This window comes from Desulfatiglans sp. (assembly GCA_012513605.1).
GTDB lineage: Bacteria > Desulfobacterota > DSM-4660 > Desulfatiglandales > HGW-15 > JAAZBV01.
Window position 1 is genome coordinate 14,379 of the sequence record JAAZBV010000088.1, and the last position, 24,190, is coordinate 38,568.

At 43.9% G+C, this 24,190-nt stretch carries 19 protein-coding genes; 10 read left to right on the forward strand and 9 right to left on the reverse strand.

Annotated features, from left to right (window positions below):
- The first annotated feature begins 52 nt into the window (after positions 1 to 52).
- The 3 genes from GX654_11430 to GX654_11440 are packed head-to-tail and all read left to right on the forward strand — an operon-like array spanning position 53 to position 5,161.
- Entirely contained in the window at positions 53 to 841 is a 789-nt protein-coding gene (locus GX654_11430; GenBank protein NLD37470.1) for a hypothetical protein, read from the forward strand.
- A gap of 4 nt (positions 842 to 845) precedes the next feature.
- The gene (locus GX654_11435; GenBank protein NLD37471.1) at positions 846 to 1,772 is read left to right on the forward strand and encodes a hypothetical protein; all 927 of its coding nucleotides are present in this window, start codon (positions 846 to 848) and stop codon (positions 1,770 to 1,772) included.
- 11 nt (positions 1,773 to 1,783) lie between these two features.
- Positions 1,784 to 5,161, forward strand: a complete 3,378-nt coding sequence (locus GX654_11440; protein ID NLD37472.1) for a hypothetical protein — start codon at positions 1,784 to 1,786, stop codon at positions 5,159 to 5,161.
- Between the two features lie 33 nt (positions 5,162 to 5,194).
- Here the strand turns inward: GX654_11440 and GX654_11445 are convergent, their stop codons facing one another.
- The 7 genes from GX654_11445 to thrS form a co-directional block, all read right to left on the reverse strand.
- On the reverse strand, positions 5,195 to 5,527 hold the full coding sequence (locus tag GX654_11445; protein ID NLD37473.1) for a MerR family transcriptional regulator: 333 nt from the start codon (positions 5,525 to 5,527) through the stop codon (positions 5,195 to 5,197).
- A gap of 7 nt (positions 5,528 to 5,534) precedes the next feature.
- Entirely contained in the window at positions 5,535 to 7,949 is a 2,415-nt protein-coding gene (locus GX654_11450; protein ID NLD37474.1) for a phenylalanine--tRNA ligase subunit beta, read from the reverse strand.
- Between the two features lie 25 nt (positions 7,950 to 7,974).
- A complete protein-coding gene (pheS, locus tag GX654_11455; protein NLD37475.1) occupies positions 7,975 to 8,979 on the reverse strand; it encodes a phenylalanine--tRNA ligase subunit alpha in 1,005 nt (334 codons plus the stop codon).
- A 77-nt stretch (positions 8,980 to 9,056) separates the two neighbouring features.
- Positions 9,057 to 9,401, reverse strand: coding sequence for a 50S ribosomal protein L20 (gene rplT, locus GX654_11460; protein ID NLD37476.1), 345 nt, complete (start codon positions 9,399 to 9,401; stop codon positions 9,057 to 9,059).
- Between the two features lie 71 nt (positions 9,402 to 9,472).
- The gene (gene rpmI / locus GX654_11465) at positions 9,473 to 9,670 is read right to left on the reverse strand and encodes a 50S ribosomal protein L35 (protein ID NLD37477.1); all 198 of its coding nucleotides are present in this window, start codon (positions 9,668 to 9,670) and stop codon (positions 9,473 to 9,475) included.
- A 214-nt stretch (positions 9,671 to 9,884) separates the two neighbouring features.
- Positions 9,885 to 10,400, reverse strand: a complete 516-nt coding sequence (locus GX654_11470) for a translation initiation factor IF-3 (GenBank protein NLD37478.1) — start codon at positions 10,398 to 10,400, stop codon at positions 9,885 to 9,887.
- 5 nt (positions 10,401 to 10,405) lie between these two features.
- Complete coding sequence (gene thrS / locus GX654_11475) at positions 10,406 to 12,316, reverse strand: threonine--tRNA ligase (protein ID NLD37479.1); 1,911 nt, start codon at positions 12,314 to 12,316, stop codon at positions 10,406 to 10,408.
- 591 nt (positions 12,317 to 12,907) lie between these two features.
- Between thrS and GX654_11480 the strand changes: the two genes are divergently transcribed.
- The 6 genes from GX654_11480 (at position 12,908) to GX654_11505 (ending at position 19,950) form a co-directional block, all read left to right on the forward strand.
- Entirely contained in the window at positions 12,908 to 13,636 is a 729-nt protein-coding gene (locus GX654_11480; GenBank protein NLD37480.1) for an NAD-dependent deacylase, read from the forward strand.
- Positions 13,637 to 13,777: 141 nt separating this feature from the next.
- The gene (locus tag GX654_11485; protein NLD37481.1) at positions 13,778 to 15,202 is read left to right on the forward strand and encodes an efflux transporter outer membrane subunit; all 1,425 of its coding nucleotides are present in this window, start codon (positions 13,778 to 13,780) and stop codon (positions 15,200 to 15,202) included.
- A 13-nt stretch (positions 15,203 to 15,215) separates the two neighbouring features.
- A complete protein-coding gene (locus GX654_11490; GenBank protein NLD37482.1) occupies positions 15,216 to 16,514 on the forward strand; it encodes an efflux RND transporter periplasmic adaptor subunit in 1,299 nt (432 codons plus the stop codon).
- A 2-nt stretch (positions 16,515 to 16,516) separates the two neighbouring features.
- On the forward strand, positions 16,517 to 17,236 hold the full coding sequence (locus tag GX654_11495; GenBank protein ID NLD37483.1) for an ABC transporter ATP-binding protein: 720 nt from the start codon (positions 16,517 to 16,519) through the stop codon (positions 17,234 to 17,236).
- Positions 17,237 to 17,238: 2 nt separating this feature from the next.
- A complete protein-coding gene (locus tag GX654_11500) occupies positions 17,239 to 18,459 on the forward strand; it encodes an FtsX-like permease family protein (protein NLD37484.1) in 1,221 nt (406 codons plus the stop codon).
- A 306-nt stretch (positions 18,460 to 18,765) separates the two neighbouring features.
- On the forward strand, positions 18,766 to 19,950 hold the full coding sequence (locus GX654_11505; protein NLD37485.1) for a class I SAM-dependent rRNA methyltransferase: 1,185 nt from the start codon (positions 18,766 to 18,768) through the stop codon (positions 19,948 to 19,950).
- 124 nt (positions 19,951 to 20,074) lie between these two features.
- Here the strand turns inward: GX654_11505 and GX654_11510 are convergent, their stop codons facing one another.
- Together GX654_11510 and GX654_11515 are read right to left on the reverse strand one after the other, a co-directional pair.
- A complete protein-coding gene (locus GX654_11510) occupies positions 20,075 to 20,917 on the reverse strand; it encodes a hypothetical protein (GenBank protein NLD37486.1) in 843 nt (280 codons plus the stop codon).
- 27 nt (positions 20,918 to 20,944) lie between these two features.
- On the reverse strand, positions 20,945 to 22,597 hold the full coding sequence (locus GX654_11515; GenBank protein NLD37487.1) for a sulfatase-like hydrolase/transferase: 1,653 nt from the start codon (positions 22,595 to 22,597) through the stop codon (positions 20,945 to 20,947).
- 125 nt (positions 22,598 to 22,722) lie between these two features.
- On the opposite strand from GX654_11515, the gene GX654_11520 reads away from it, so the two are divergent.
- Positions 22,723 to 24,168: a cytochrome bc complex cytochrome b subunit gene (locus GX654_11520; protein ID NLD37488.1), complete on the forward strand. Its 1,446-nt coding sequence runs from the start codon at positions 22,723 to 22,725 to the stop codon at positions 24,166 to 24,168.
- Positions 24,169 to 24,190 lie beyond the last annotated feature (22 nt).

Genomic DNA, 24,190 nt, shown 5'->3' on the forward strand with positions numbered 1-24,190 from the left:
AAATTCTGGATGGAACTTTCGATTGTAAAACCTGTTTAAGGAGGATAAACAAATGATCAAAAAGTTATTTTCCATATTCTTTATTTCTGTTTTATTTCTTTTTACCCAGACAATTGCATTGGCTGATACCTACATGAAGCAGGTAAAGCGCTCTGATGCATATACAGTAATGGGCCAGACCATACCCGAAAAAACCGAAACCACTGAGACATGGATAGGCGAAAAGGCCAGCCGGGTAAATCTTCCCGATGGCACATCCACCCTTACGATGTTTACCGAACAAAAAACCTACGCACTGAAACACGCTGACCGCACATATGCAGAGATGCCCGCGAGTATGGATCAATTAATGGATGAGGTAGAAGAGGATATTGATACTGAAGATGAAGATGATAAAGCCTCTGCGGCTGCCATGCGCGGGATGATGGAAGGGATGATGGAAGGCATGATGTCCCAGATAAAGGTCAGTGTAAAAGACACCGGGGAAAAACAAAAGATCGGCAAGTGGAGTGCCAGAAAGTATGAGAGGATTACCGAGATGGGCTCCATGGGAAAAAGTGTTGATGAGGTATGGGCAACCGGGGATCTTAAGGTAGATATGAAGGCTTACTGGAAGGCCATGAGCGTCATGCAGGCTCAACAGCCCGGGTTTGATAAATTTATGAAGGAGATGGAAAAAATCAAAGGGGTCATTGTTAAAACCATAAGCCGTGCAGATGCCATGGGAGTGGAAATAAAAACTACTGAAGAGCTTGTTGATTTTGCGAGCAAGCCGGCGCCGGCAGATACATACAAGATTCCTTCAGGTTACAAAAAAGTTTCTTTTACTGGCGGGCATTAAAGGTATGCGGAATCTGGCCTTAATAATCGCCTCATGGCTGATAATTGTCCTGGTTACAATGGGTCAGGAGAGCAAAACCAGATGGCTTAATGCCAGGGGACATAACCAGCAGGTCGAACTGACGGTGTTCGATGTTACACTTGCGCCTCTTCCTGACAAACCCGATCAACTTGAGGTTATTGTGACCACCGCCTGGCGCAACCTGGAGCTGCCCCATGTCATGGATGACATAGAATGGAAAACCACTGGTATGGGGAGCCTCTCAGCATTTGGCAGATCCAGACGGCCCACCGGAAGGGCAGCGATTCAGCATACTGCCTATCTGGTGCCCCGCATCGGGGATCACATATATCTGGCCTATGGTACCGGGGGAATAGCGCGGCTTGAGGATGATGAAGAGATCAGCCTTCCGCATCATAACGACGAGGTCGAATGGATATGCCGTTTTGAGGTTGAAAAATCAAAGTCCGATGTAATGCAGCTCCTATTTCTGGACTTTGACAACGGCCACATCAATATTCCACTTACATCAAAGGCCCCTGTGCGACAGGGAAAAGCCCCGGCTGCAGAGGCTGCCAATGAATATATCCGCGCCAGGGTTTATGGTTGTTCCCGGGTAGGTAACAATACAGAGATAGAACTGGGGTTGATCAGCACCTATTCCGGGAATATGGTGGAGCTTTCTATTTCCGAAACTGTCCGGGTTAAACTTAAAGATGGCTCATCGGCTGATATTGAAGTTATGACCCCTGAGGCATGGGAGGCAGAGAGCACACGAATTCTGCCTGAATGGGAAGAGCGCGGACGCCTGCGCTTTGGGCGCATGGTGCAGTGTGGCAAAGGGTCTCTTGAAATCGCGGCGCCCGGTCTTGAACCTCTTTTATTAACTCTGCCCCCGGACAAAAGTAAACCAGAACCCCAACCAGAGTGAGAAAGGCCTTAATGATGAAGCCATTTTTACACAGGTTTATATTGGGTGTTATGCTGGTCTGGTGCTTTACAGCCCAGGGCATTGAAATGAATAAAGCTGTCGTGGATCCGCCTTCACAGGCTGAAGCAGTAATCTGGGGCCGTGGTCTAACAGAGATGACAAGCGCATACGCCCCTGATGATGCGGTATCAAGTGGCCTAATTGCCGGCGAGGCAGGGGATTTCCGTGCTGAAATATCACTGAATATTGGCGGCACATACAGCGCCACAACAGGAGTAGTGTTTGGTTTTTCTAATGAGAAAGAATTATGGCTTGCTGGTTTTAACCCTCGTGAAGCCCGTTTTGAAATAATCTGCCAGACAGAAGAAGATACAGAAATCCTGGCCTCATCAGCGTCTGAGGTGAAAACTGGGGCCATGCTGATCTTTGAGGTTATTGTGGCTGGAAAAAGGGTAACCATTGTTAAAAACAGGAAAGAACAGCTATCCTTTGAAAACAGCGCCCCCATATCAGGTCAGGTGGGGATCGGTTCGGTTTGCATCACAGATTTCGAAGTGATCTTTGAGTCAGTTCGTTTTTTAAAACCTGATAACTCGCCCCTGTTTTTTCTTGATCCCCTGAAAACTGCCTGGAAACCCTTCCGGGCCGCCACTCTGACAGAGGGTAAAGGAGAATGGAGGTCTGTTCGAGTTTTGGTAACAGACCCGCAGAGCCCTCAAAAAGGTTTCTGTACCGCCCTTCTACTTGACGCTATTCCAACAGGAGAGCGTTACCGTTATGAGACCCTTATCCTTACGAGTACTAAATTCAGTGGTCTGGGCATGACCGGCATTGTGTTCGGATTTCGCGACTCAACCCATTACAATCTGCTCGGGTATAAACCTGAACATGGTCGCATCGAGATATGGCACCGCTCGAAATCCGGTTTAGAGCCTGTGTCATCAGCAGTTTTTGATACTGAAGAGACATGGCTAACAGTTTCTGTTGAGGGCTCTTCTGATCGGGTGCGCGTTTTCGCTGATGGACATCTGCTGATGGACCTGCGGGATGAGCGCTTCAAGGGCGAATATTCGGGAATTATGAGTTATGGTAATAGCTGGAAGTGCGCTGTATGGCGAGATGATGCCCTTTCAACAGGTGGCGATCCCCTGCCACCCAAAGCCCCGGATGATCTTCTGGCTTATGAATTCGGTACCCGCGCATTGCTGCTCGAACCGGCAGACCTTGAAAAGTGGGAGGCCCTTATTGATCACTCCATCTTAAACCAGGAGCCTGGCGCATCTTTTTCACTGGCTGAGGCCGGCGGTCCTGTCAGCATAGTATTTGCCTTTGCCTACCAGCGCCTGACAAGGATAGAACAGCTTGAGATATACCTGGATGGCCCTGAAGAGGTCGGGACTATACGTTTTCTGTCATCAATAGAAACTCCGCTTACCGGGTTCAGTGAACTCGCAGTAATGAACCCTGGCAAGGGTGATAAGGAGATTCTAAACATTGACCCGGTAAAGGCCAAGTACCTTCGCATTGAAATCCCCCAGGCAGGTCAAAAAGAGGGGCAGATAGCAGAGATTTTTGTACGGGGTTCACTTCTGGAAAAGGCGGTTCAAGGGCAAACTGCGGAAACATCTCTTGCTTTAAACAAAGTATCGCCTGATCGTGAAGAACGTGAGATCAATGATACCCCTGAAAAGGCCATGCGTCTTCCTCCTGATATATGGATCGGAGGCAAGACCGGATTCGGCGATGTTGACTATTACAGCCTCACACTACCTGCTCAGGGCGGAAGTGTTAAACTTTTTGGCCGAAATACAGGGGCAATACCTGCCAGTTATGTACTCCTCGGTGCAGATGGCCAGGAGGCCAGGCCTGTGAGCATGGAGCAAACAAAAAAAGAGTGGACTGCTTCCTATAACCTTGGCGGAGGGGTATGGATGTTTCGAGTCACTGGAGACCCTATTTCACTGACAGTCCTCTTTGATGACAGCGGCAGTATGGGTGATGCAAGGGATGCGCTTCCCAAGTTGTTAATGAAGATTGCTGATAGAGTGGGGCCTGGACTTAGAATCAAACTGATGAAATATGCCTCAACACCAGTGGAGATATTTGATTTTGTAGAGAATCCGGAGATATTAAGAGAGGCAGCAGAAAGAGAGGTCAGCGCTGAAGGGGGAACTGAAACCCTTATCGGACTTACAGGAGGATTGGAGAGTCTTAAAAATGTCACCGGTAACAGGGCGCTTCTGGTAGCCCTGGATGGTATTGATGGTTTTTCTGATGAAAATGGCTATATGGATATTATCAAAGCAGCTGTGACATCAAGAATCTCCATGTATATTATCAGCATCACTGAGGAGGAAGACTGGGATAACGAAAAACGGGTACTTGATTTAAGTGACCGCAACCTGCTGAGCGAACTGGCATGGATAACAAATGGCCGCCTCTTTATTAACCCCGACCTTAATACCTTTGAGAAGTGTATCACAGAGGTGCTTTCTGCCCTTTCCGGTGCAGTCCCCTACCAGGTTATAGCCGAATATAATGAGGCAGAATTGCCGCCTGAACCAGAGGGGCCGGGAAGCCTTGAGGTTAGACTTTCGCCGGGTATTGATAAGGAACAGGTACGTACCATCGAAATAATTCTTGATGCCTCCAATTCCATGTGGGGACAGATCAATGGAAAGGCAAAGATCGAAATCGCCCGCCAGGTGCTCAGCTCATTGATTGAAACCATACCCGACGGATTTTATATAGGATTGCGTATCTATGGCCACCGCTGGCCCATAAATGATGCAAGGGCATGCAGTGATTCGGAACTGGTAATTCCAATCGGTGCGCCTGACCGGGCCGCTTTACTGAATACAGTAAAGGGTATTTCTCCCAGGGGACGCACCCCGCTGTTCTATTCACTCCTTCAGACTCCACAGGACTTTAAGGGGATTCCATCAGGAACAGTGATCCTTATAAGTGACGGTATTGAGAGTTGTGACGGAAGGATAGATGATGTTGTAAAGACACTGCACGCTTCAGGTATTGATCTTAACGTTCATATTATTGGTTTTGATGTAAAGGAACGTAATGCCAGGGAACAGCTTGAAACCGCGGCCAATGCACTGGGCGGAAGGTATTTTGATGCAGGAGATTCCAAAGCCCTTGCGGCTGCCCTTGAACGTACCCTCAAGATTGAATACCAGGTGATTGCAGCAGACAGTTCTGTGGCAGCACGTGGTGTAGCCGGTGGTGACCCTGTAACTCTTGAGGCCGGGGACTATCGGATAAGGGTTCTTCTTGAACCCCTGTTTGCAGAGAGTGCTATAAAAATTGAACCAGGGAAGTCGATAGTGGTAAAGGTCTTAAGAGACAATAAGGAATGGAATATCCAGGCAGAGTAATAAATAAGACTCACGCCCTTAATTTATATATTGTTAGTCACCCAGTATAAGTGCAATATCCCTGAGTTCGCTTTTTATTTCCTGAAGCAGGCCGGAAGGGGCTGTCTTTACCTCATCTTTTGAAGTAGATATTTTAAGGCGTTTTCTTGCGCCCTCTATAGTGAGTTTTTCATCATATAAAAGGCGTTTAATCTCTTTTATAAGCTCAAGGTCTTTTTTCTGGTAGGTTCTCTGTTTTGAATCTGCCCTTGATGGCCTTATCTGGTGGAACTCCATCTCCCAGTACCTGAGCACATAGGGCTCAACCCCGATAATGCGGCTAACCTCACCGATACGGTAATAGCGCTTATCTTCAGGACTTTTCATTAAATAATTAACCCTCGCTTAGAGTTCCACCTGTTTCTGCCTTGATACTGTCCAGTACCTGCCCGATAATCCGGTTAACCTGTTCACCATCAAGCGTGCCTTCAACTGATCTGAAACTGATCCTGTAACTTATGGCCTTTTTTTCAGGGCCGAATTTCTCACCCTCAAAAACAGATACCACATCAACAGTCTCTACCAGTTTACCACCGGTTTTAAGGATTATATCCTGAATGGATTTACTTTCAACATTTTTATTAACAATTATTGATATATCCCTGAAAACAGCAGGATATTTTCCAACAGACCTGAACTCAAACCGCTCAGATTTTACTTTAAGTATCTTTTCAATATCAAGCTCAAAAACAAAAAGGGCACCTGTCTTGATCTCATAACCATCAAGCACTTCTTTGGCTATTTTACCCATTGTTCCAAGGATGGTTTCACCGCAGCAGATATTGCATGAGATATTTTTATCATATGACTCACCTGAAATCCTGCGTTCAAATGTAAAATTACTTAAACCAATGGATTCAAGAAGCACCTCAACAGCGCCTTTGATATCATAAAAATCTACCGGCCTTGTTTCATTATGCCATTTTTTAGAGGTGTAGTTCCCTGTAATAACACCGGCAACCATTACCCTTTCATTGGGCAGTTCGTTTGAATCTTCCCTGAAAAAGACCTCTCCCCATTCAAAAAGCTTAAGGTTCTGTTCACCATGTGAGATATTCTCTTTCACTATAGATAAGAGCCCAGGTAAAAGCGATGTCCTCATGACCGATTGTTCGGTTGTTAATGGGTTAATCAGTTTTACAAACTGCCTTAATGGGCAATTTTCCCCTGCCTGAAGCAGGTTGGCTGATTCTGGTGATATAAAGCTAAAGGTTATTATCTCACTGAAACCAGCCCCAGCGAGTATATCACATGCCCTGTCATGTAAAACAAGCGAGGGCATATCCGCTTTGTCAGATGGCCTTATGGCCGGGAATGTTTCAGGGATACAATCATATCCATGCATCCTGGCAATCTCTTCAACCAGATCAATCTCCCTTGCTATATCCACCCTGTATGTGGGTGGAATAACCTTGAGCGTATTTAAATCTTTTTCAGTAACATCCATTGAAAGGGCCTTAAGCCATGATGTCATTTCGCTTTTCGGTATCTCTGCGCCCAGAAAATTATTTGTTTTATCCACCCTGAGGTCAATAACGGGCGGCTCAATTTTTTTTGGGTAGAGATCTATCAATCCCCTGTTTATCTTGCCGCCAGCAAGTTCAAGGGAAAGCGAAAGAGCCCGCTTGAGGGCATATGTTACACCCTCAATATCAATGCCCCTTTCAAACCTGTATGATGCCTCGCTTGATATGCCAACCGATTTTGCGCCCCTTCTAATGGTCACAGGATTAAAATATGCGCTTTCGATAAGGATATTGGATGAGTTGTCAGTAATCTCACTATTGAGGCCTCCCATTATCCCAGCAATACCAACAGGTTTTTTACCATCACATATCATCAGGTGTTCACTGTTAAGTGTGCGCTCCTGACCATCCAGGGTGAAGAATTTATCACCCTGCTCTGCCCTTGCAACTACTATCCTGTGCTCTTCGAGCTGATTATAATCAAAGGTATGCAGTGGCTGACCTGTTTCAAGAAGCACATAGTTTGATATATCAACGATATTGTTTATGCTCCTTACACCTGAGACAAAAAGCCTGTAGCGCATCCAGAATGGAGAGGGCAAGATTGATACATCCTGTATCATGCCTGCCGCATACCTTGGGCAGCCTTCCGGATCAACCACATCAACCCTTGCAACCTCACTGATAGGCACACCCTCTTCCCTGTATTGGACATCAGGCAGTTTTAGTTTCTGCCCGGTAAGGGCTGCTACCTCGCGCGCTATGCCTATTACAGAGGCGCAGTCAGGCCTGTTGGGTGTAATATTGATTTCATAAAACCAGTCGAGAGGATTAATGGCATCAGAAAGTGTCCGCCCAACCTCAAGTTCAGAAGGTAGAATCATCAGACCGGCGTGGTTATCAGTAAGGCCAAGCTCATCTTCAGCCATGAGCATACCGCCTGAGAACTCTCCCCTTAACTTGCTTTCTTTTATTTGAATACCGCCCCTGAGCTCTGTGCCTGGAAGTGCCATAGGCACAAGATCCCCGGCTTTCATATTTGTTGCGCCGCATACAACCTGCACTGTTGAAAAGCCGGTATCCACATCACACAGGGATAATCTGTCTGCTTTAGGGTGTTTTCTAACTGAAAGGACCTTTGCAACAATGATCTTATCGTGTATATCACCTATCTTTTCAAGGGCTTCTACCTCAAGGCCCGCCATTGTTAATATATGTGCCAGTTCCTGAGGTGTAATATTGATATCTACATATTCTTTAAGCCAGTTTAAACTTAGTTTCATTTGTGAGACCCGGGTTATGGTAATTTTAAAATTGTTTTAGAAAACGCATATCATTTTTAAAGAGAAGCTGGATATCATCTATGCCATACTTGAGCATGGTGATTCGTTCAATCCCAAGCCCGAAGGCAAAGCCTGAATATATCTCAGGGTCATAATCCACAAAGCCGTAGACAGCAGGGTCAACCATGCCTGAGCCCAGAATCTCCTGCCAGCCTGAGAATGAGCATGTCCTGCAGCCCTTTCCCCTGCATATAACACACTGTATATCCACCTCCGCGCTTGGTTCTGTAAAGGGAAAAAAGCTTGGCCTGAACCTGAGATTGATATCTGACCCGAACATCTGATGCACAAAGCTGGTAAGAGTGCCTTTGAGATCTCCGAATGTAACCCCTTTATCTACAAGAAGCCCTTCCACCTGGTGGAACATAGGTGTATGTGAGACATCAGAGTCACTCCTGTAAACCTTGCCAGGGGCGATAATGCTTACAGGGGGCTTCTGCTTTTCCATTACCCTGATCTGCATGGGTGATGTGTGTGTCCTTAAAACCACATTTTTTGACACATAGAATGTATCCTGCATATCCCTTGCAGGATGATCCTTTGGCATGTTGAGCGCCTCAAAATTGTAGTAATCAAGCTCAACATTCGGACCTTTTACAATGGTGTAACCCATACGTACAAGAATACGGCATATCTCATCATTTACCTGGTTGATAGGATGAAGATGTCCCCTTAAAGGTCTTTTACCAGGAAGAGTAATATCAATCTTCTCCCCTCCCTCTTCTTTTCCTTTGAATTCAGCAATGATCTTTTCAAGAAATGCGGTGATCTCATCCTTTACATCATTGGCCAGTTTACCAAAAACAGGGCGCTCTTCCTTTGCGATGTTACCCAGATTCTTCATAAGGGAGGTGATATGCCCCTTTTTCCCCAGGTATTCTACCCTGAACTTTTCAAGGGCATCCAGATTTCTCATAGAGCCCAACTCACTGAGTGCCCGATCTCGTATTTCCAGTAGCTTTTGTTTCATGATCATAATATTTCTAGGCCCTGTTTGTTAAACAAACGGGCCTAATCAGATGGATAGCAGTAAAAATTCTCTGGCAGTTATTTTACCATTTCAACGATTTTAGAAAAGCCTGCGGGGTCATGGATGGCCATATCGGACAACACCTTTCTGTCCAGGTCAATCCCTGCCCTGTTCAGACCATGAATAAACTCGCTGTAAGACATACCATTTATTCTTGCAGCCGCATTGATGCGGATGATCCACAATTTTCTGAAATCGCGTTTTTTAGTTTTGCGGTCACGGTATGCATACTGCCTTGCACGATCTACTGCCACTGTTGCAGCAGTAAATAATTTGCTGTGACTACCCCTGAAACCTTTTGCAGCCTTAAAGACCTTGTTTCTACGGTGTCTTGCCTTAAAACCTCTTTTTACTCTTGGCATTTGAAGATCCTCTTTTGCATAGTAATTAATTTCTTCAATCTGTTATTACAAAAAAACTTAGCTGTAATAAACTACATAAAGGGAATAAGCTTTTTGATTCTTTTTACATCACTGGCATCAACAAGCCCTGATTTTCTCAGGTTCCTTTTACGTTTTGTTGTCTTCTTGGTAAGAATATGGCTTGCATTTGCCTTGCTTCTTACAACCTTTCCTGTACCTGTGGTCTTGAATCTCTTTGCCGCACCACGGTGTGTCTTTAATTTAGGCATTTATACCTCCCTTAAGTACCTGTCTCTATATCAGCCTTACCCGTTGAAAATAAACAGAATTATATTCTTTGTCGGGCCGACATAATAAAATATACCTCAAAAGTCAAAGGATTTTATTTAAATAAAGCCGGGTTGACTTTGATTTTATATCAGCCTAGTAAATATTATAAGTAATATCAGAGCGTTAAGGATATATCTCAGAAACTCAAAAAAATTACTTTGGCACTATAACCATTGTTGCATTACGGCCCTCTTTTTTTGCTTCCTGCTCAATAGCACCCAAATCCTTTACCTCTTCAGCTATCTTGAGTAATAGTTCAATACCTGTTTCCTGATAGGCTAATTCACGCCCCCTGTACATGAGAGTCAGTTTCACCCTGTTCTTTTTTTCCAGGAATTTTTTCAGGTTCTTGATCTTTGTGTTAAGATCATGCTCATCAGTATGAGGCCTTAACTTTATCTCTTTTAACTGAAAAGCCTTTGTCTTTTTTCTGGCTTCCTGTTCCTTTTTGCTCGCCTCGTATTTGAATTTGCCATAATCCATTATCCTGCACACAGGAGGATCAGCGTTTGGCGCCACTTCTACAAGGTCAAGGCCTTCCCTGATGGCAACATCCATTGCATCCCTAGTGGCCATTACCCCAAGCTGGGTCCCGTCACCGGAAATCAATCTAACCTGGCTGGCCCGGATCAATTCATTTACCCTTATTTCTTCAACTTTATTTGCTATAGCTGCTACCTCCTTTGTCTTTCTTCTTCTTTTAGATGTTGAATAATCTCATGAGTGGTCATGAATGGAAGATTCTGCCCATCCCTCAGCCTGGGTGTAACTCCACCCTTTTCAGCCTCTTTGTCCCCAACAACAAGCATGTATGGGATCTTCTGAATCTGGGCCTCTCTTACCTTCAAACCAAGCTTCTCATTTCTGATATCCGCTTCTACACGGAACCCCGCCTCTTTAAGGGATGCTAAGAGAGAATTTGCAAACTCATTGTTTCTGTCTGTAACAGTAAGTATGCGTGCCTGCAGGGGCGCTATCCACATTGGGAAAGCCCCTGCATAATGCTCAATTAAAATCCCGATAAATCTTTCTATGGAACCTAAAATAACCCTGTGTATCATTACCGGCTGCTGTCTCTGGCCGTCATTATCCATAAAGGATAGATCAAACCTTACAGGCAGGGTAAAATCACACTGTACAGTGGCGCACTGCCATTTGCGGTCAAGTGCATCCTTGAGTTTCACATCTATTTTGGGGCCGTAAAATGCGCCGTCTCCTTCATTTATCTCATAGGGAAGGGCAAGATCTTTAACCGCGTTTATAAGTGCATTTGTTGCCCTTTCCCAGTCTTCATCTGACCCGATTGCCTTTTCAGGCCTTGTACTGATCTCAAGTTCATAGTTGAAATTGAAGATCTGCATTACATCCTTGATAAATTCAAGGACACCCTTGATTTCATTACCGAGTTGATCGGGGGTGCAGATGATATGAGCGTCATCCTGTGTAAATTCACGCACCCGTGTCAGACCGTGCAAAACACCTGAGCGTTCATGCCTGTGAACCAGGCCAAGTTCAAAGTACCTTTTAGGAAGATCCCTGTAGCTTCTGATCTTTGATTTATATATGAGCATATGAGAGAGGCAGTTCATGGGCTTAATGCCGTATGACTGTTCATCTATCACGGTAAAATACATGTTTTCACGGTAATTATCAAAATGGCCCGATTTCTGCCACAGATCAGTCTTTAGGAGCTCAGGCCCCTTGACCATTTCATAGCCGCGCCTGAAATGTTCATTTATCTCAAACTGCTCGATCAGATGCCTGAGCATGTAACCATTCGGGTGCCAGACAACCATGCCTGCCCCTATCTCTTCATGGGTGCTGAATAGTTCAAGCTGTTTTCCAAGCTTTACATGATCCCTTTTCTTTGCCTCTTCCAGTCTCTGGAGATATGACTTTAGTATTTTAATATCAGCAAAGGCAACACCATATACCCTGCTCAGCATTGCCCTCTTTTCATCACCACGCCAGTAGGCGCCAGCTACCTTTGTAAGCTTAAATGCCTTTATCCTGCCGGTGGAAGGTACATGGGGGCCCCTGCACAGGTCTGAAAAACTCCCCTGGGTATAAACAGATACATATTCAGCTTCAATACCCTCTATGATCTCCACCTTGTAATTTTCGCCCTGTTTGCTGAAGAACTCTATGGCCTCAGCCTTGGAAAGCACCTCACGTTTGAATGGAAGATTCTGTTTTATGATCTCGTTCATCTTGTCTTCTATAAGAGTGAGATCCTCTTCCTTGAATGGCCTCTCGTAATCAAAATCATAATAAAAGCCGTTTTCTATTGAAGGGCCGATTGTCACCTTAACACCGGGGAACAGCTCCTTAACAGCCATTGCCATTACATGGGAGGCGCTGTGCCGCATGATATCAACACCCTCTTCCGTGTTGATATAGAGAGGCTCAATAGATACATCAGCTTTAATATCAGTGTAGAGGTCACACAACTCTTCATTTACCCTGACAGCCACTATGTTTTCCAGCCCCCTTACCCCGAGTTTATTAAGGGCATCAAGGGCAGTTATGCTGTCTGCGTCAATATTGATTGCTGCTTTATCTTTTAGTTTTATTTCCATTCCCATCTTTTTGGCCAAAAAAATAAGGCATCATAAACAAGTAACTTTAACCAGGGTGAAAGGGGCAAATTCATATTTTCAACTTTTAACCGTGGCCATTTATTATTTGGACACAACGGTTAAAATTCTGATAAAAAATAGAATGTCGTAACTAAAAAAGTCTTCATCCCCTGTCTCTTTTACCTTATCTGATGCCTGAATAACTCTTTATTATTATTTAACTATACCAAAGGGCAACGTTCTTGTAAAAAAATGGTTAATTATACCCGCTAAATATTAAAAATCAAGAAAATGATTATAAAAAAGATAATATTTTTAGAATCTTCACTGTCGATAATACGGCATTAGTCTATATATTTAAAATAAAGTTATTTTGATCTTGCTTGATTATTAGAGTTGCATTATAAGCATCACCCGCAACAATGGATACAATGTATCCATAATATATTTCAATATGGGCATTTAATAACCAGTTTCATGACAATTTTTCAACGTTTATATTCATTATCAGGTTATATTCTGTTGTATTGGCCATTATTTATCTGGCATGTCATTTGCTGAACATTAATTGCTATGTATTCGGAAGGTTAAAAAAACATGGATAAATTATTTATCGATGCAGCAAAAACAATTATCGGCAGTAAAAGATGCATCGCGCTTACCGGAGCCGGGATATCTGCTGAGAGCGGAATACCTACCTTCAGATCAAAGGGCGGTTTATGGAACAGTTATGATCCAACCGTATATGCATCGATCGATACATTCATGATTGACCCTTCAAAATACTGGAGTATAAGGGGTGATTTTATCCGCAATTATAATGATTATTCGCCTAACCAGGGTCATCTTGTACTCGCAAGACTTGAAAAAGCAGGACTCCTTAAATGTATCATCACCCAGAACATAGATGGGCTTCATAAAAAGGCCGGTTCAGAAAAGGTGCTGGAGATACACGGATCTCTCAGGGAAATATTCTGTATGTCATGCGGCAGGGAATATATTGCGCCAGACATCCCTCCAGGCGAGGTACCGCTCTGTGCCTGTGGGGGTGTACTTAAGCCCAACACTGTACTCTTTGGTGAAGGTCTGCCGCCTGCAGTTCTTACAGAAGCTGAAGAATATGCCGGCACCTGTGATGTAATGATTCTGATAGGAACATCCGCAATTGTATATCCGGCTGCATACCTGCCTGTAACAGCCAAGAAGAATAGCGCAATAATAATAGAAATAAACCTGGAAAACTCATTTAAGGATTCAGATATTATAATTGAAGAAAAATCCGGGATTGCGCTCCCGGAGATTGAGGCAAAAATGAAAAAACTTTAAACAACAATTATCACTCTGAGTGAATATGATTTTAACAATTTTTACATATTTTTTACTTTCCTGACAAATATTTTTAACTTTTATTCATTACAGTATGAATTTACTCGATTGTTTTAGTGCTTATATGAAGGGGTTTAATATATGAAGATAAATAATGAAGGAATAAAAATTGGTTTAACAGCAATAATTCTGCTGATTATTCTTTCCATAACAGCCTGCATCACGGTAGGTCCTGATTACAAACCGCCAACAGTAGATATGCCTGAAAAATGGCAAACCGGATTATCTGAAAAACTTTCGCCGGAAACAGACAGGTTAAGCCTTGTCAACTGGTGGAACTCTTTTGACGACCCGTTTTTAACTGATCTGGTTAAAAGGGCTGTGGAGAATAACCTTTCTCTTAAAGAGGCCTTTACAAGACTAAGTGAGGCAAGACTCAGAAGAGGGATCACCGGGGCAGATCAATACCCCTCTGTGTCATCATCTGCATCAGGGACTAGAAGCCATTCTTCCCGCAGCAGCAGCGAAATGTATCAGGCCGGGGTGGATTCAAGCTGGGAGATAGATATATTCGGTGGTATAAGGCGTTCAATAGAGGCATCTGATGCTGATCTGGAGTCAGCAAACGCCTCACTTAACGATGTTCTGGTATCCCTCACTGCCGAGGTTGCTACAAACTATGTAAATTTAAGGCTTTACCAGGCAGAGATGGATGTTACAATCTCAAATCTGAATGCACAGGCAGAGACCTATGAAATAGTCTCATGGCGGTTCAAGGCAGGGCTTGTTACAGAGCTTGATCTTAAAAAATCAGAATACTCTCTTGAACAGACAAAATCTCAGGTACCTGCCGTTCAATCAAGGATTGATCAGGCGCAAAACCGGATTGCCGTTCTTCTGGGGGTAAATCCGGGTATGATGAAGGATGAGTTGAACAAGGCAAAGCCTGTTCCGGTTCTAAAAGATGAAATCAAAACAGGCATACCTGCTGACCTGTTAAGGCAAAGGCCTGACCTGAAAAAGGCAGAACGTGACCTGGCCGCTCAGACAGCAAGGATAGGAGCGGCTGTATCCGATCTTTATCCGAAGATTTCTCTTTCAGGGTCTATTAAGGTGAATTCATCTTCAATAGGATCTCTTATAGATAGCGACAGCCTTACAAGCAGTATAGGGCCTTCATTATCATGGCCTGTATTCCGGGCAGGAGCGATCAGGAAAAATATAGAGATTCAGTCAACAATGGCCGAGAGACTTCTTATTCAGTACAGGTCTCTTGTTTTAAAAGCATCTGAAGAGGTCGAAAATGCGCTTGCCTCATGCATGTATGAAAAGATGAAAGAGGCATCCCTTAAAAAGGCGCTTGATGCTGCGACTGTGGCATTTAATCTTTCAAAAATGCAATATTCTTCAGGTCTGGTTGATTTTCAGGTGCTGCTTGAAGCACAGCGTACACTTCTATCATTACAGGATCAGGTCACCCAGAATGAAGGGCAGATCACCTTGAACTTTATAACTCTTTACAAAACATTGGGTGGCGGATGGTCACCTGATACAATAGATATGTAGCAGGGAGCTAATTATGGATAAAATAGAAAACAGGAAGCAGGTAGCAGAAAAACTTGAATTGCACAGTGGTCATGGCAAAAAGGGCAGATTTAAAAAATACATTATTATCATTGCCGTTCTTATTTTTATTATTGTCTTGTATTCGTTTCTAGCGGGCCAAGAGAATAAACCTGCCTCCGAACTTTATAGTATAGAACAGATAGAAAGGGGTGAACTCACTGTAACTGTAAGCGCTACAGGGAGTCTTGAGCCCAGAAATCAGGTGGATGTTGGCAGCGAGTTATCGGGTATAGTGAAGAGTGTTGATGTTGATTTTAACGATCATGTAACAAAAGGGCAGACACTGGCCACAATCGACCCATCAAAACTTGAGGCACAGGTAAAACAGTCAAAGGCATCCCTTGAATCAGCCAATGCAAAGGTCCTTGATGCAGAGGCGACCCTTACAGAGATGCAGAATGAACTCAAACGGCTTTTACAGGTGTGGGAATTAAGCGGCAAAAAGATACCATCACAGAATGAGATCGATTCAGCCGAGGCCAAAGTAAAGCGGGCCAACGCATCACTTGCATCAGCAAAAGCACAGGTTTCACAGGCAAAGGCAACTCTTGAGGCCAATGAAACAGACTTAAGCAAAATGGTGATACGTTCACCTATCAATGGTATCGTCCTTAACCGCAATATTGAGCCGGGCCAGACAGTAGCCGCCTCTTTCCAGGCCCCTGTCCTTTTCACCCTTGCAGAAGACCTTACACAGATGGAACTGCGCGTTGCCATTGATGAGGCTGATGTAGGCGTAGTTAAAAACGGTCAGGATGCCACCTTTTCGGTCGATGCATACCCTGAACGTAATTTTAATGCCAGTATATTTCAGGTTAAATTCGGCTCATCAGCAGCGGAGGGTGTAGTAACCTATGAAACACGTCTTACTGTCGATAATAAAGAGCTTCTATTAAGGCCCGGCATGACAGCCACTGCCGAGATAATAGTAGATAATATTAAAGACACAATACTTGTTCCAAATGCCTCTTTAAGGTTTGAGCCGCCCTTTATAAAAGATGGCGCTGATACAAGAACAGGCAACAGAGGTCTCATGAGCAGTCTGATGCCTGGTCCTCCCGGAAGATTCAGAAATACCGGCAATCAGCCCGAAAAAAAGGAGACATCAAATAAAAAGGTATGGGTGTTGAAAAACAACAATCCTGAGCAGGTGGAAATAACCACAGGGTCAACCGATGGTAACTATACCCAGGTAACATCAGGCCAGATAGAACCCGGTATGAATATAATAACAGGAATGGAAGGACAGTAGTAATGGATCAACTAAAATCCAGTGAAGACTCTTGTGTAATAGAGTTCCGGGGCGTAGTAAAAACATATGGTACAGGACAGGCCTCCATGACAGCACTGAAAGGGGTGGATTTCAAGGTAAAACACGGTGAATTTGTTGCTGTGATGGGGCCTAGCGGTTCAGGAAAATCGACCTGCATGAACATATTAGGATGCCTTGATTCTCCGACGGATGGGGATTACCTGTTTAAAGGAATAAGTGTCAAGTCTCTTTCAAGACAACAACGTGCCCTGCTTCGCCGCTATTATATAGGCTTTGTTTTTCAGGGTTTTAATTTACTTAATCGAACAACTGCACTTGAAAATGTCGAGCTCCCCCTTTTCTATCGCGGCATACATATAAAAGAGAGAAGAATGATGGCAAGAAAGGCCCTGGATGCAGTGGGCCTTACAGGATGGGAAAAGCATACCCCCGGTGAATTATCAGGAGGCCAGCAGCAGAGGGTATCTATTGCAAGGGCGCTTGTAACCGACCCTGAAGTACTTCTTGCAGATGAACCGACAGGGAACCTGGATTCTGAAAAAAGCATAGAGATCATGAACCTGCTCACCGATCTGAATAATACCAGGAACATTACAATAGTCATGGTAACCCATGAAAAGGACATGGCTGAATATGCGAAAAGGACAATCAGGTTCAAAGACGGGCTGATCGATCATGACATGCATAATGGAGGCAATTAATAATGTGGTATCAGACAATCCTTCTAGCCCTTAAGGAGATAAGACGCAACCTCATGCGTTCTACCCTTACGATACTTGGCGTTGTTATAGGCGTTGCAGCAGTTATTACAATGGTTACACTTGGAAGCGGGGCAACCGCCCAGGTTACCAATGACATATCAAAACTCGGCAGCAACCTTTTGCAGATCAGACCCGGTCAGGCATTCAGAGGCGGGGGTGGAGGAGGCGCCAGGATGGAATCACAGCCATTTGAAGATTCGGATCTGGAGGCCATAAGAAACCAGATCAGATCGCTTGCAGCCGTAGCCCCGGTTTCAAGCAGTATGATACAGATCATTTATGGCAATGAAAACATGATTACATCTGTGACAGGAAGCACAAACGATTATTTGACAGCCCAGAACTGGGAAATTGATACAGGCCGTGAATTCACACATGGCGAGATCAGCGGCGGTAAATCTGTATGTATAATAGGTGCCAGCACAAAAAAGAATCTATTTGGGGCAGAAAATCCAATTGGCATGACCATAAGGTTGAAAAAGACCGCATTCAAAATAATAGGGGTATTCAAATCAAAGGGGCAGGCCGGTTTTGGAAGGGATCAGGATGATTTTGTGCTTATCCCTTTAAAAACCTTCCAGAGAAGGATTTCTGGCAAAAGAGATATCTCATCAATCATGGTATCGGCTGTTAAGGGCGCTTCAACTGAGAAGGTAAAAAAGGATCTGGAGGCGCTGCTCAGGGAGCGAAGGCCGGGTTCAAAGGGCACACAGGGTGATGATTTTTCTGTAATGGATATGAAAGAGATTGCCTCCATGCTTACAAGTACAACAAGGGTGCTTACAGGGCTCCTGGGAGCTGTTGCGGCAGTGAGCCTGCTTGTTGGGGGTATCGGCATAATGAATATTATGCTTGTTTCTGTTACGGAGCGTACACGAGAGATAGGCATCAGACTTGCAATAGGAGCCCTGGAAAATGAGGTTTTAAAGCAGTTTCTCCTTGAAGCAGTGGTGCTCTCTTCACTTGGCGGGGCAATAGGAATAACACTGGGCCTTTCAGCTGCCGGCCTGCTGACCTTGCTGCTTGGCATCCCCTTTGTTATAAGCCCCGGGATAGTATTGATTGCCTTTATGTTCTCTGCTGCGGTCGGGGTTGTATTCGGGTATGTCCCGGCCAGAAAGGCCGCTCAGCTTGACCCTATTGAGGCGCTGAGGCACGAGTAAAAAAAAAGTTCAAGGTTCAAGGTGTAAGGTGTAAGGTAAAAACAATTTTTTATGATACTGACTCATTCTTATCCGAAAACATATTTTCATACTGCGATGTAAACACTTATTTACTGCAAAAGATACAATGCTGAATGAATAATGATGATTAATACTGTAGGGGCAGGCCACTGTGCCTGCCCGCAGACTATTGCACATGATATAACTTTATTCTAAACCATTGTCTTACCGCAAAAACAATAATCAGATTGTAATTAGATTTTTTTTATGTCAAAAAGATAGTTTAATAAACCGGGTTTAAAATTGATGGAAAACAATCGTAAGATCATAACACTCAAAAAAGGTAAGGATGCCTCCATAAGGCGGCGTCACCCCTGGCTCTTTTCCGGTGCAATAAAGGAAACGGGCAGTGAACAGATTCCAGACGGTGCAATGGTAGATATATATTCCCATAAGGGTGAATTCTTAGGCATGGGGCACTATCAGTCATGCACAAGCATTGCTGTGAGGATACTCTCATTTACACCATCTGATGAAAAGAGCCTTTTTAGAGAAAGAATAAAGAGTGCCTGGGAATACAGAAAACGCATCGGTATTACTGAAAATCCGGACACTAATGTTTTCAGGCTTATCTTTGCAGAGGGTGACGGCCTGTCAGGTCTGGTTGTTGATTATTATAACGGCGTGGCAGTATTGCAGGCCCATTCCATGGGCATGTACCTGAGCCGCAGTTTGATAGCAGAATCAATCAAAGAGTTGCTGGGCAAGGATCTGAAGGCAGTGTATGACAAGAGTAAAGAGACACTGCATGGCAGACATGGCCTTGTTGAAAACAGTTTTATTCTGGGCTCTGCTGAGGATTCTGCCATTGTCATGGAAAATGGCAAACGCTTTATGGTTAACTGGGTAACAGGTCAGAAGACAGGGTTCTTTATTGATCAGCGTGAAAACCGCACCATGGTTAATTCATACTCTTCAGGCAGGCGTGTGCTTAATACATTCTGTTATACAGGAGGCTTTTCAGTATATGCCGGTTTGGGCAATGCAAAGGAGGTACACAGTGTGGACTCCTCAAAGGCTGCGCTGGAAATTGCCAGAAAAAACATGATACTCAATAATATCCCAAACAGTGATTTCTTTTCTAATGATGTGTTTGAATATCTTCAGTCATGTCGTGAATATGACATGATAATCCTTGATCCACCAGCATTTGCTAAAAGGCTTAATGCAAGGCATCAGGCGGTTATGGGTTATAAGAGGCTCAATGTGGCAGCCTTAAAAAAGATTGCTAAAGGGGGCTTACTATTTACCTTTTCCTGTTCTCAGGCAGTGGATAAGCGTCTTTTTCAGGACACTATCATAGCATCAGCAATAGAGGCAGGGAGGAATATCCGCATCATGCACTGGCTCAGTCAGCCAAAGGATCACCCTGTTGATATATATCATCCTGAAGGAGAATATCTGAAAGGGCTTGCTGTATATGTTGAGTAAAAAGCCTTAAGCTTTCAGCCATCATCTATCAGCTAAGACTTTGCTTTATAAGCCTTTTACTGAACGCTGATGGCTGACTGCTTTCATAATAAAATAAGTTTTTGTATAAACATTATCTATCAGACTATTTATTGAAAACCTTGTCAAAGAGTCCTCTGACTCCCTTTTTCACCTCATCCACTGTCGCGTTTTTAGCCTCATCTCTGGCGGCCTGTCCGACATCCTTTACATCCTGTGATATGGCGCTCTCCGATTCGCTGTATTCCTGGTCATCCAGAATCTGCTGCGCATCGCCCATGTATGCGCCAATCTCCATTATCTCAACGCCTGCTGGCAGCTCAAAAAATGAGTCTTTCATTGATTTCTGTGAAAGGCTTTTTAACTTAATATCATTTCCCGTACGTATCATAACACCATAGTTATTCTCTTTAGCAAGCCTACTGCTCTTTTCAAAAAGCTGAGACATATCCTGACCCATTATCTGTGCCATACCCGCTGCGATAGATATCCAGGCATCATTGATTTTCTGGATATCCTTTTTATTAGAGAAGACTATCTCAGTGGTGTTAACAGCCTTGTTATTTTCATAATAGGTTGCACTGTAGACATTCCCTTTAAGCCCTGCTACCTCTTCCTTTTTCCCGGTATCCTTCAGCTTCATATCATATTCAGTTGCCTTTGCCTTTTTTCTAAAAAGACCACCCATCATCCCGGCCATGCCCTTCATCTGATCCATATCAATTGCACTCCAGTTGCCCTCTTCATCCTTGTTTACTATGTAAATCTTTTTTCCCTGAAGAAGCATGTAGCTGTCAGGTGTGGTATCCATGCGTACATGGGAGGCATCCCTGACTGAAATGGTCATACTCTGGCCATCAGAATACTGATATGTAGCTGAGATATCGCCTGCAAAAACAGGCGCAGAAAACAACAAACAAATACAAACCAACAAAACCTTTTTAAACATATTTTCTCCTTTAATTTACTTTAACTTTTATTTACCAATCCCATTTGCATAGGAATCTTCGCTGATAACCTCCATCAGTCTGCAATAATGCCACTCCTGATCTTTGGGTGTAAGTGCCCCTGCCTTATATTTTTCGCATGTACCAGGTTTTTCAAGGGGATATTCTTCCAGCGGGTCGTTATCAAGATTATAAAAGGTGCAGTTTTTATCTTCAAACCCGCCCGCACATACCACCTTGTATCTTGCATTACGAGCGCCTACATGCTGTGTTCCATTTGTCATGAGATTTATGGATTCTGAAAGTACAAATCCCCTGTCAGGGTCACGCACTCTCTCCTTCTTACCAAAAAGGATTGGAGACAATGATACAGAATCAACCGAAACCATACCATTCCCTTCACTGTTACTTACCTCTTCAGGTATCTTAAGCCCGGCAATGGAAAGCACGGTAGAAAAGAGGTCTGCCACATGGATAATTTCGCTATTCTTTGAACCCGCCTTAATCTCCGGGCCCTTAATTACCATAGGCACAAGCGCCCCGCTTTCAAAGGTAGTACCCTTTCCACGTCCCTTTCTGGTGATGTACATATTGTCTATATACTCAAGCCCTTGTCTTTCATACATAGGAGTGCCGTTATCACTTACAAAAATAACATAGGTATTTGGATCAAGAGCATTTACTGCATCAAGCAGTTTGCCTGTAATGGTATCAAGGGAATTTGTCATTGCCCTCATAAGTGATTCATCACTGCAATTACCGGCACTGTTAGATCCGAACTGCCCGCCGCATTCCTTCATCTCTTCAATGCTTTTGGCATCCATTGTATCCATATTGGGTACGGCCATTGCATTAGGTTGCTGGATAATAGTGGTATGTGACAGGTTATATGCAACCCATGCAAACCAGGGTTTATCAGGGATTTCCCTTTCTTTTTTTGTAATCCACTCTATTGCATCAGCAATCTTTACAACAGGTGAATAGTTGGTTGGTGCTATGCCTGGCAAAGACTTGACCGGGGCTTTTTCTGTTCTCCAGACATTTGCAGGTGTTTCTTCATCCTGGATATGATAGTCATAATCCCAGAAACTCTTTATCGCGGCATGCAGGTTACCCCTGAAAAGATCAAAACCAGCCTCCTTTGGCTTCATACCCGGATAATCAGGCCCATTGCCATTTCCCGGAAGCCCTGCCAGATGCCACTTGCCGAATAATGCCGTGCTGTAGCCGCCTTCATCCTTTAATTTTTTTACGAAGGTGGTATGTTTCTGTGAAAGTGCATCAGCATAGGTGAGCACCTTTGCCTTTTTACCAAAAAGACCGGTAATGATAGCCGACCTTGTTGGTGAGCAGAAAGGATGTGCCCAGACATTGGTGAATACCATACCCTCACTCGATAATTTATCAAGCCTCGGGGTGGAGGCAGGAAGCCCCCTGATGGATTTATACCCTGCATGATTATGGCCTGATGGCCCGTACTTTTTTTCAAGATCATCTATGAGACCAGGGTACATGCCAGAGGTGACATCCACCCCAAAGTCATCAGCAATAATGAGGAGTATGTTGGGCTGTTTATGTTTTTCAGGTTTATCACCCATTGCCTGTGAAACAGTGCTGAGGCATATGAGTATAAAAAAGAGTAATAGACACGGGGTTTTTCTGGGTACTATTCTTTTTCGCATAGGTATCTCCTGTTAATAACAGATTAACAAACGATAAATCTAAAATTGTTTGATTCTCCCCATTTCCTCAGCCGGAGGCATATTATGGCAGCCTTGAAACCTTGTCAAGATAGCAGTTTTTAGATTTGACTCATAAATTAATAGATACTATTGTGGCCATGTTCTATTTAATATTTTTTAAATATCTGAATTTTGCAGAGACGGGTTTTATCCGCCGTCGCCTTATGGCTATGGCGGGACAAAAACCAGTCTCTGCATATAATTTTAATTGCTCACAGGCCAGAAAGGCAATCTGTATGAATAAAAGCATGGTATTACACTTCAGGCCCAGGACGGTTGACATCAGGGCGCTCAAATTTTCCATGACCTTCGGCCTGGGCGGCATGGCTTTTGTGCTGATTATCCTGCTCTTCTTTACCGGTCTTCTCCTGAAATTTTACTACCTGCCCCTTCCTGAAAAGGCATATGACTCTATTCTTCATTTAAAGGAAAATGTGCTATTCGGTTCTTTTATAAGGAATATCCATTACTGGTCAGCAAATGTACTTATCTTAATTACATTTCTGCATCTACTCAGGGTATTTTTAACATCTGCATTTCATCCTCCAAGGGCGGTCAACTGGATCATTGGCATTGCCCTTCTGTTGATTGTCATCGCCTTTAACTTTACCGGGTATCTCCTCCCCTGGGATCAGCTCTCCTTTTGGGCTGTCACCATCTGTACCGGGATGCTGGAATATATGCCTTTTGTCGGCGAATGGCTGCAAACTTTTACAAGGGGGGGGGGAGATGTGAGTGCCTCCACATTATCCATATTTTTTGCAGGTCACACTGCATTGCTTCCGGCTGTTTTAATCATAGTTCTGCCTTTCCACTTCTGGCAGATACGCAAGTCAGGAGGCATAGCACTTCCATTAAAGAGAGATAATATTGGGGAGTATAATCAAAAGGTAAAGGCCATTCCTGATCTCATAATAAGGGAAGTTGCCACTGCCCTTGTTATTACTGCATTCATCCTTGTTTTATCAATCATATTTGATGCCCCGATAGGTGACAGGGCGAATCCGGGGCTTAGCCCAAACCCATCCAAGGCGCCCTGGTATTTTATGGGTTTTCAGGAGATACTCCTGCACATACACCCTTTTTTTGCAGTGTCTGTATTACCTGCGGCAATTCTTATCCTTTTGATATGGCTGCCGTTCATGAAATACAGCCCTGAGTCTCAGGGTATATGGTTTATTTCAAAAACAGGCAGACAGGCGGCAATGTTTTCTTTTTTTGCCGCCATGCTTCTTTCAGTATCAGCCATCATTGCTGATGAGTATCTTCCTGATTTCCCGGCATTGCTGCCAGGAATACCGGTTATTATAAGTAACGGCCTGTTTCCCCTCTTTACCGCATTGCTGGCATTTGCCTTTTTTTATCATTCATTAGTAAAGAGATATCACCCCAAAAAAAATGAAAAGGCCCAGGCCATTTTTCTGTTTTTTATTACAATATTCATTACCTTTACAGTCACCGGAGTATGGTTTAGAGGATCGTCAATGAAGTTATTGTGGCCATGGCTATAGGCAGGTTCACAGGTTAATGGGT

What these genes read in the sequence shown, in the direction of transcription:
- GX654_11435 (NLD37471.1), top strand. Translation starts at nt 846, where the DNA reads ATGCGGAATCTGGCCTTAATAATCGCCTCATGGCTGATAATTGTCCTG.
- thrS (NLD37479.1), bottom strand. Translation starts at nt 12,316, where the DNA reads ATGGGAATGGAAATAAAACTAAAAGATAAAGCAGCAATCAATATTGAC.
- GX654_11450 (NLD37474.1), bottom strand. Translation starts at nt 7,949, where the DNA reads ATGAAACTAAGTTTAAACTGGCTTAAAGAATATGTAGATATCAATATT.
- pheS (NLD37475.1), bottom strand. Translation starts at nt 8,979, where the DNA reads ATGAAACAAAAGCTACTGGAAATACGAGATCGGGCACTCAGTGAGTTG.
- GX654_11445 (NLD37473.1), bottom strand. Translation starts at nt 5,527, where the DNA reads ATGAAAAGTCCTGAAGATAAGCGCTATTACCGTATCGGTGAGGTTAGC.
- GX654_11485 (NLD37481.1), top strand. Translation starts at nt 13,778, where the DNA reads ATGAAGATAAATAATGAAGGAATAAAAATTGGTTTAACAGCAATAATT.
- rplT (NLD37476.1), bottom strand. Translation starts at nt 9,401, where the DNA reads ATGCCAAGAGTAAAAAGAGGTTTTAAGGCAAGACACCGTAGAAACAAG.
- GX654_11515 (NLD37487.1), bottom strand. Translation starts at nt 22,597, where the DNA reads ATGCGAAAAAGAATAGTACCCAGAAAAACCCCGTGTCTATTACTCTTT.
- GX654_11510 (NLD37486.1), bottom strand. Translation starts at nt 20,917, where the DNA reads ATGTTTAAAAAGGTTTTGTTGGTTTGTATTTGTTTGTTGTTTTCTGCG.
- rpmI (NLD37477.1), bottom strand. Translation starts at nt 9,670, where the DNA reads ATGCCTAAATTAAAGACACACCGTGGTGCGGCAAAGAGATTCAAGACC.
- GX654_11505 (NLD37485.1), top strand. Translation starts at nt 18,766, where the DNA reads ATGGAAAACAATCGTAAGATCATAACACTCAAAAAAGGTAAGGATGCC.
- GX654_11430 (NLD37470.1), top strand. Translation starts at nt 53, where the DNA reads ATGATCAAAAAGTTATTTTCCATATTCTTTATTTCTGTTTTATTTCTT.
- GX654_11480 (NLD37480.1), top strand. Translation starts at nt 12,908, where the DNA reads ATGGATAAATTATTTATCGATGCAGCAAAAACAATTATCGGCAGTAAA.
- GX654_11490 (NLD37482.1), top strand. Translation starts at nt 15,216, where the DNA reads ATGGATAAAATAGAAAACAGGAAGCAGGTAGCAGAAAAACTTGAATTG.
- GX654_11440 (NLD37472.1), top strand. Translation starts at nt 1,784, where the DNA reads ATGATGAAGCCATTTTTACACAGGTTTATATTGGGTGTTATGCTGGTC.
- GX654_11495 (NLD37483.1), top strand. Translation starts at nt 16,517, where the DNA reads ATGGATCAACTAAAATCCAGTGAAGACTCTTGTGTAATAGAGTTCCGG.
- GX654_11500 (NLD37484.1), top strand. Translation starts at nt 17,239, where the DNA reads ATGTGGTATCAGACAATCCTTCTAGCCCTTAAGGAGATAAGACGCAAC.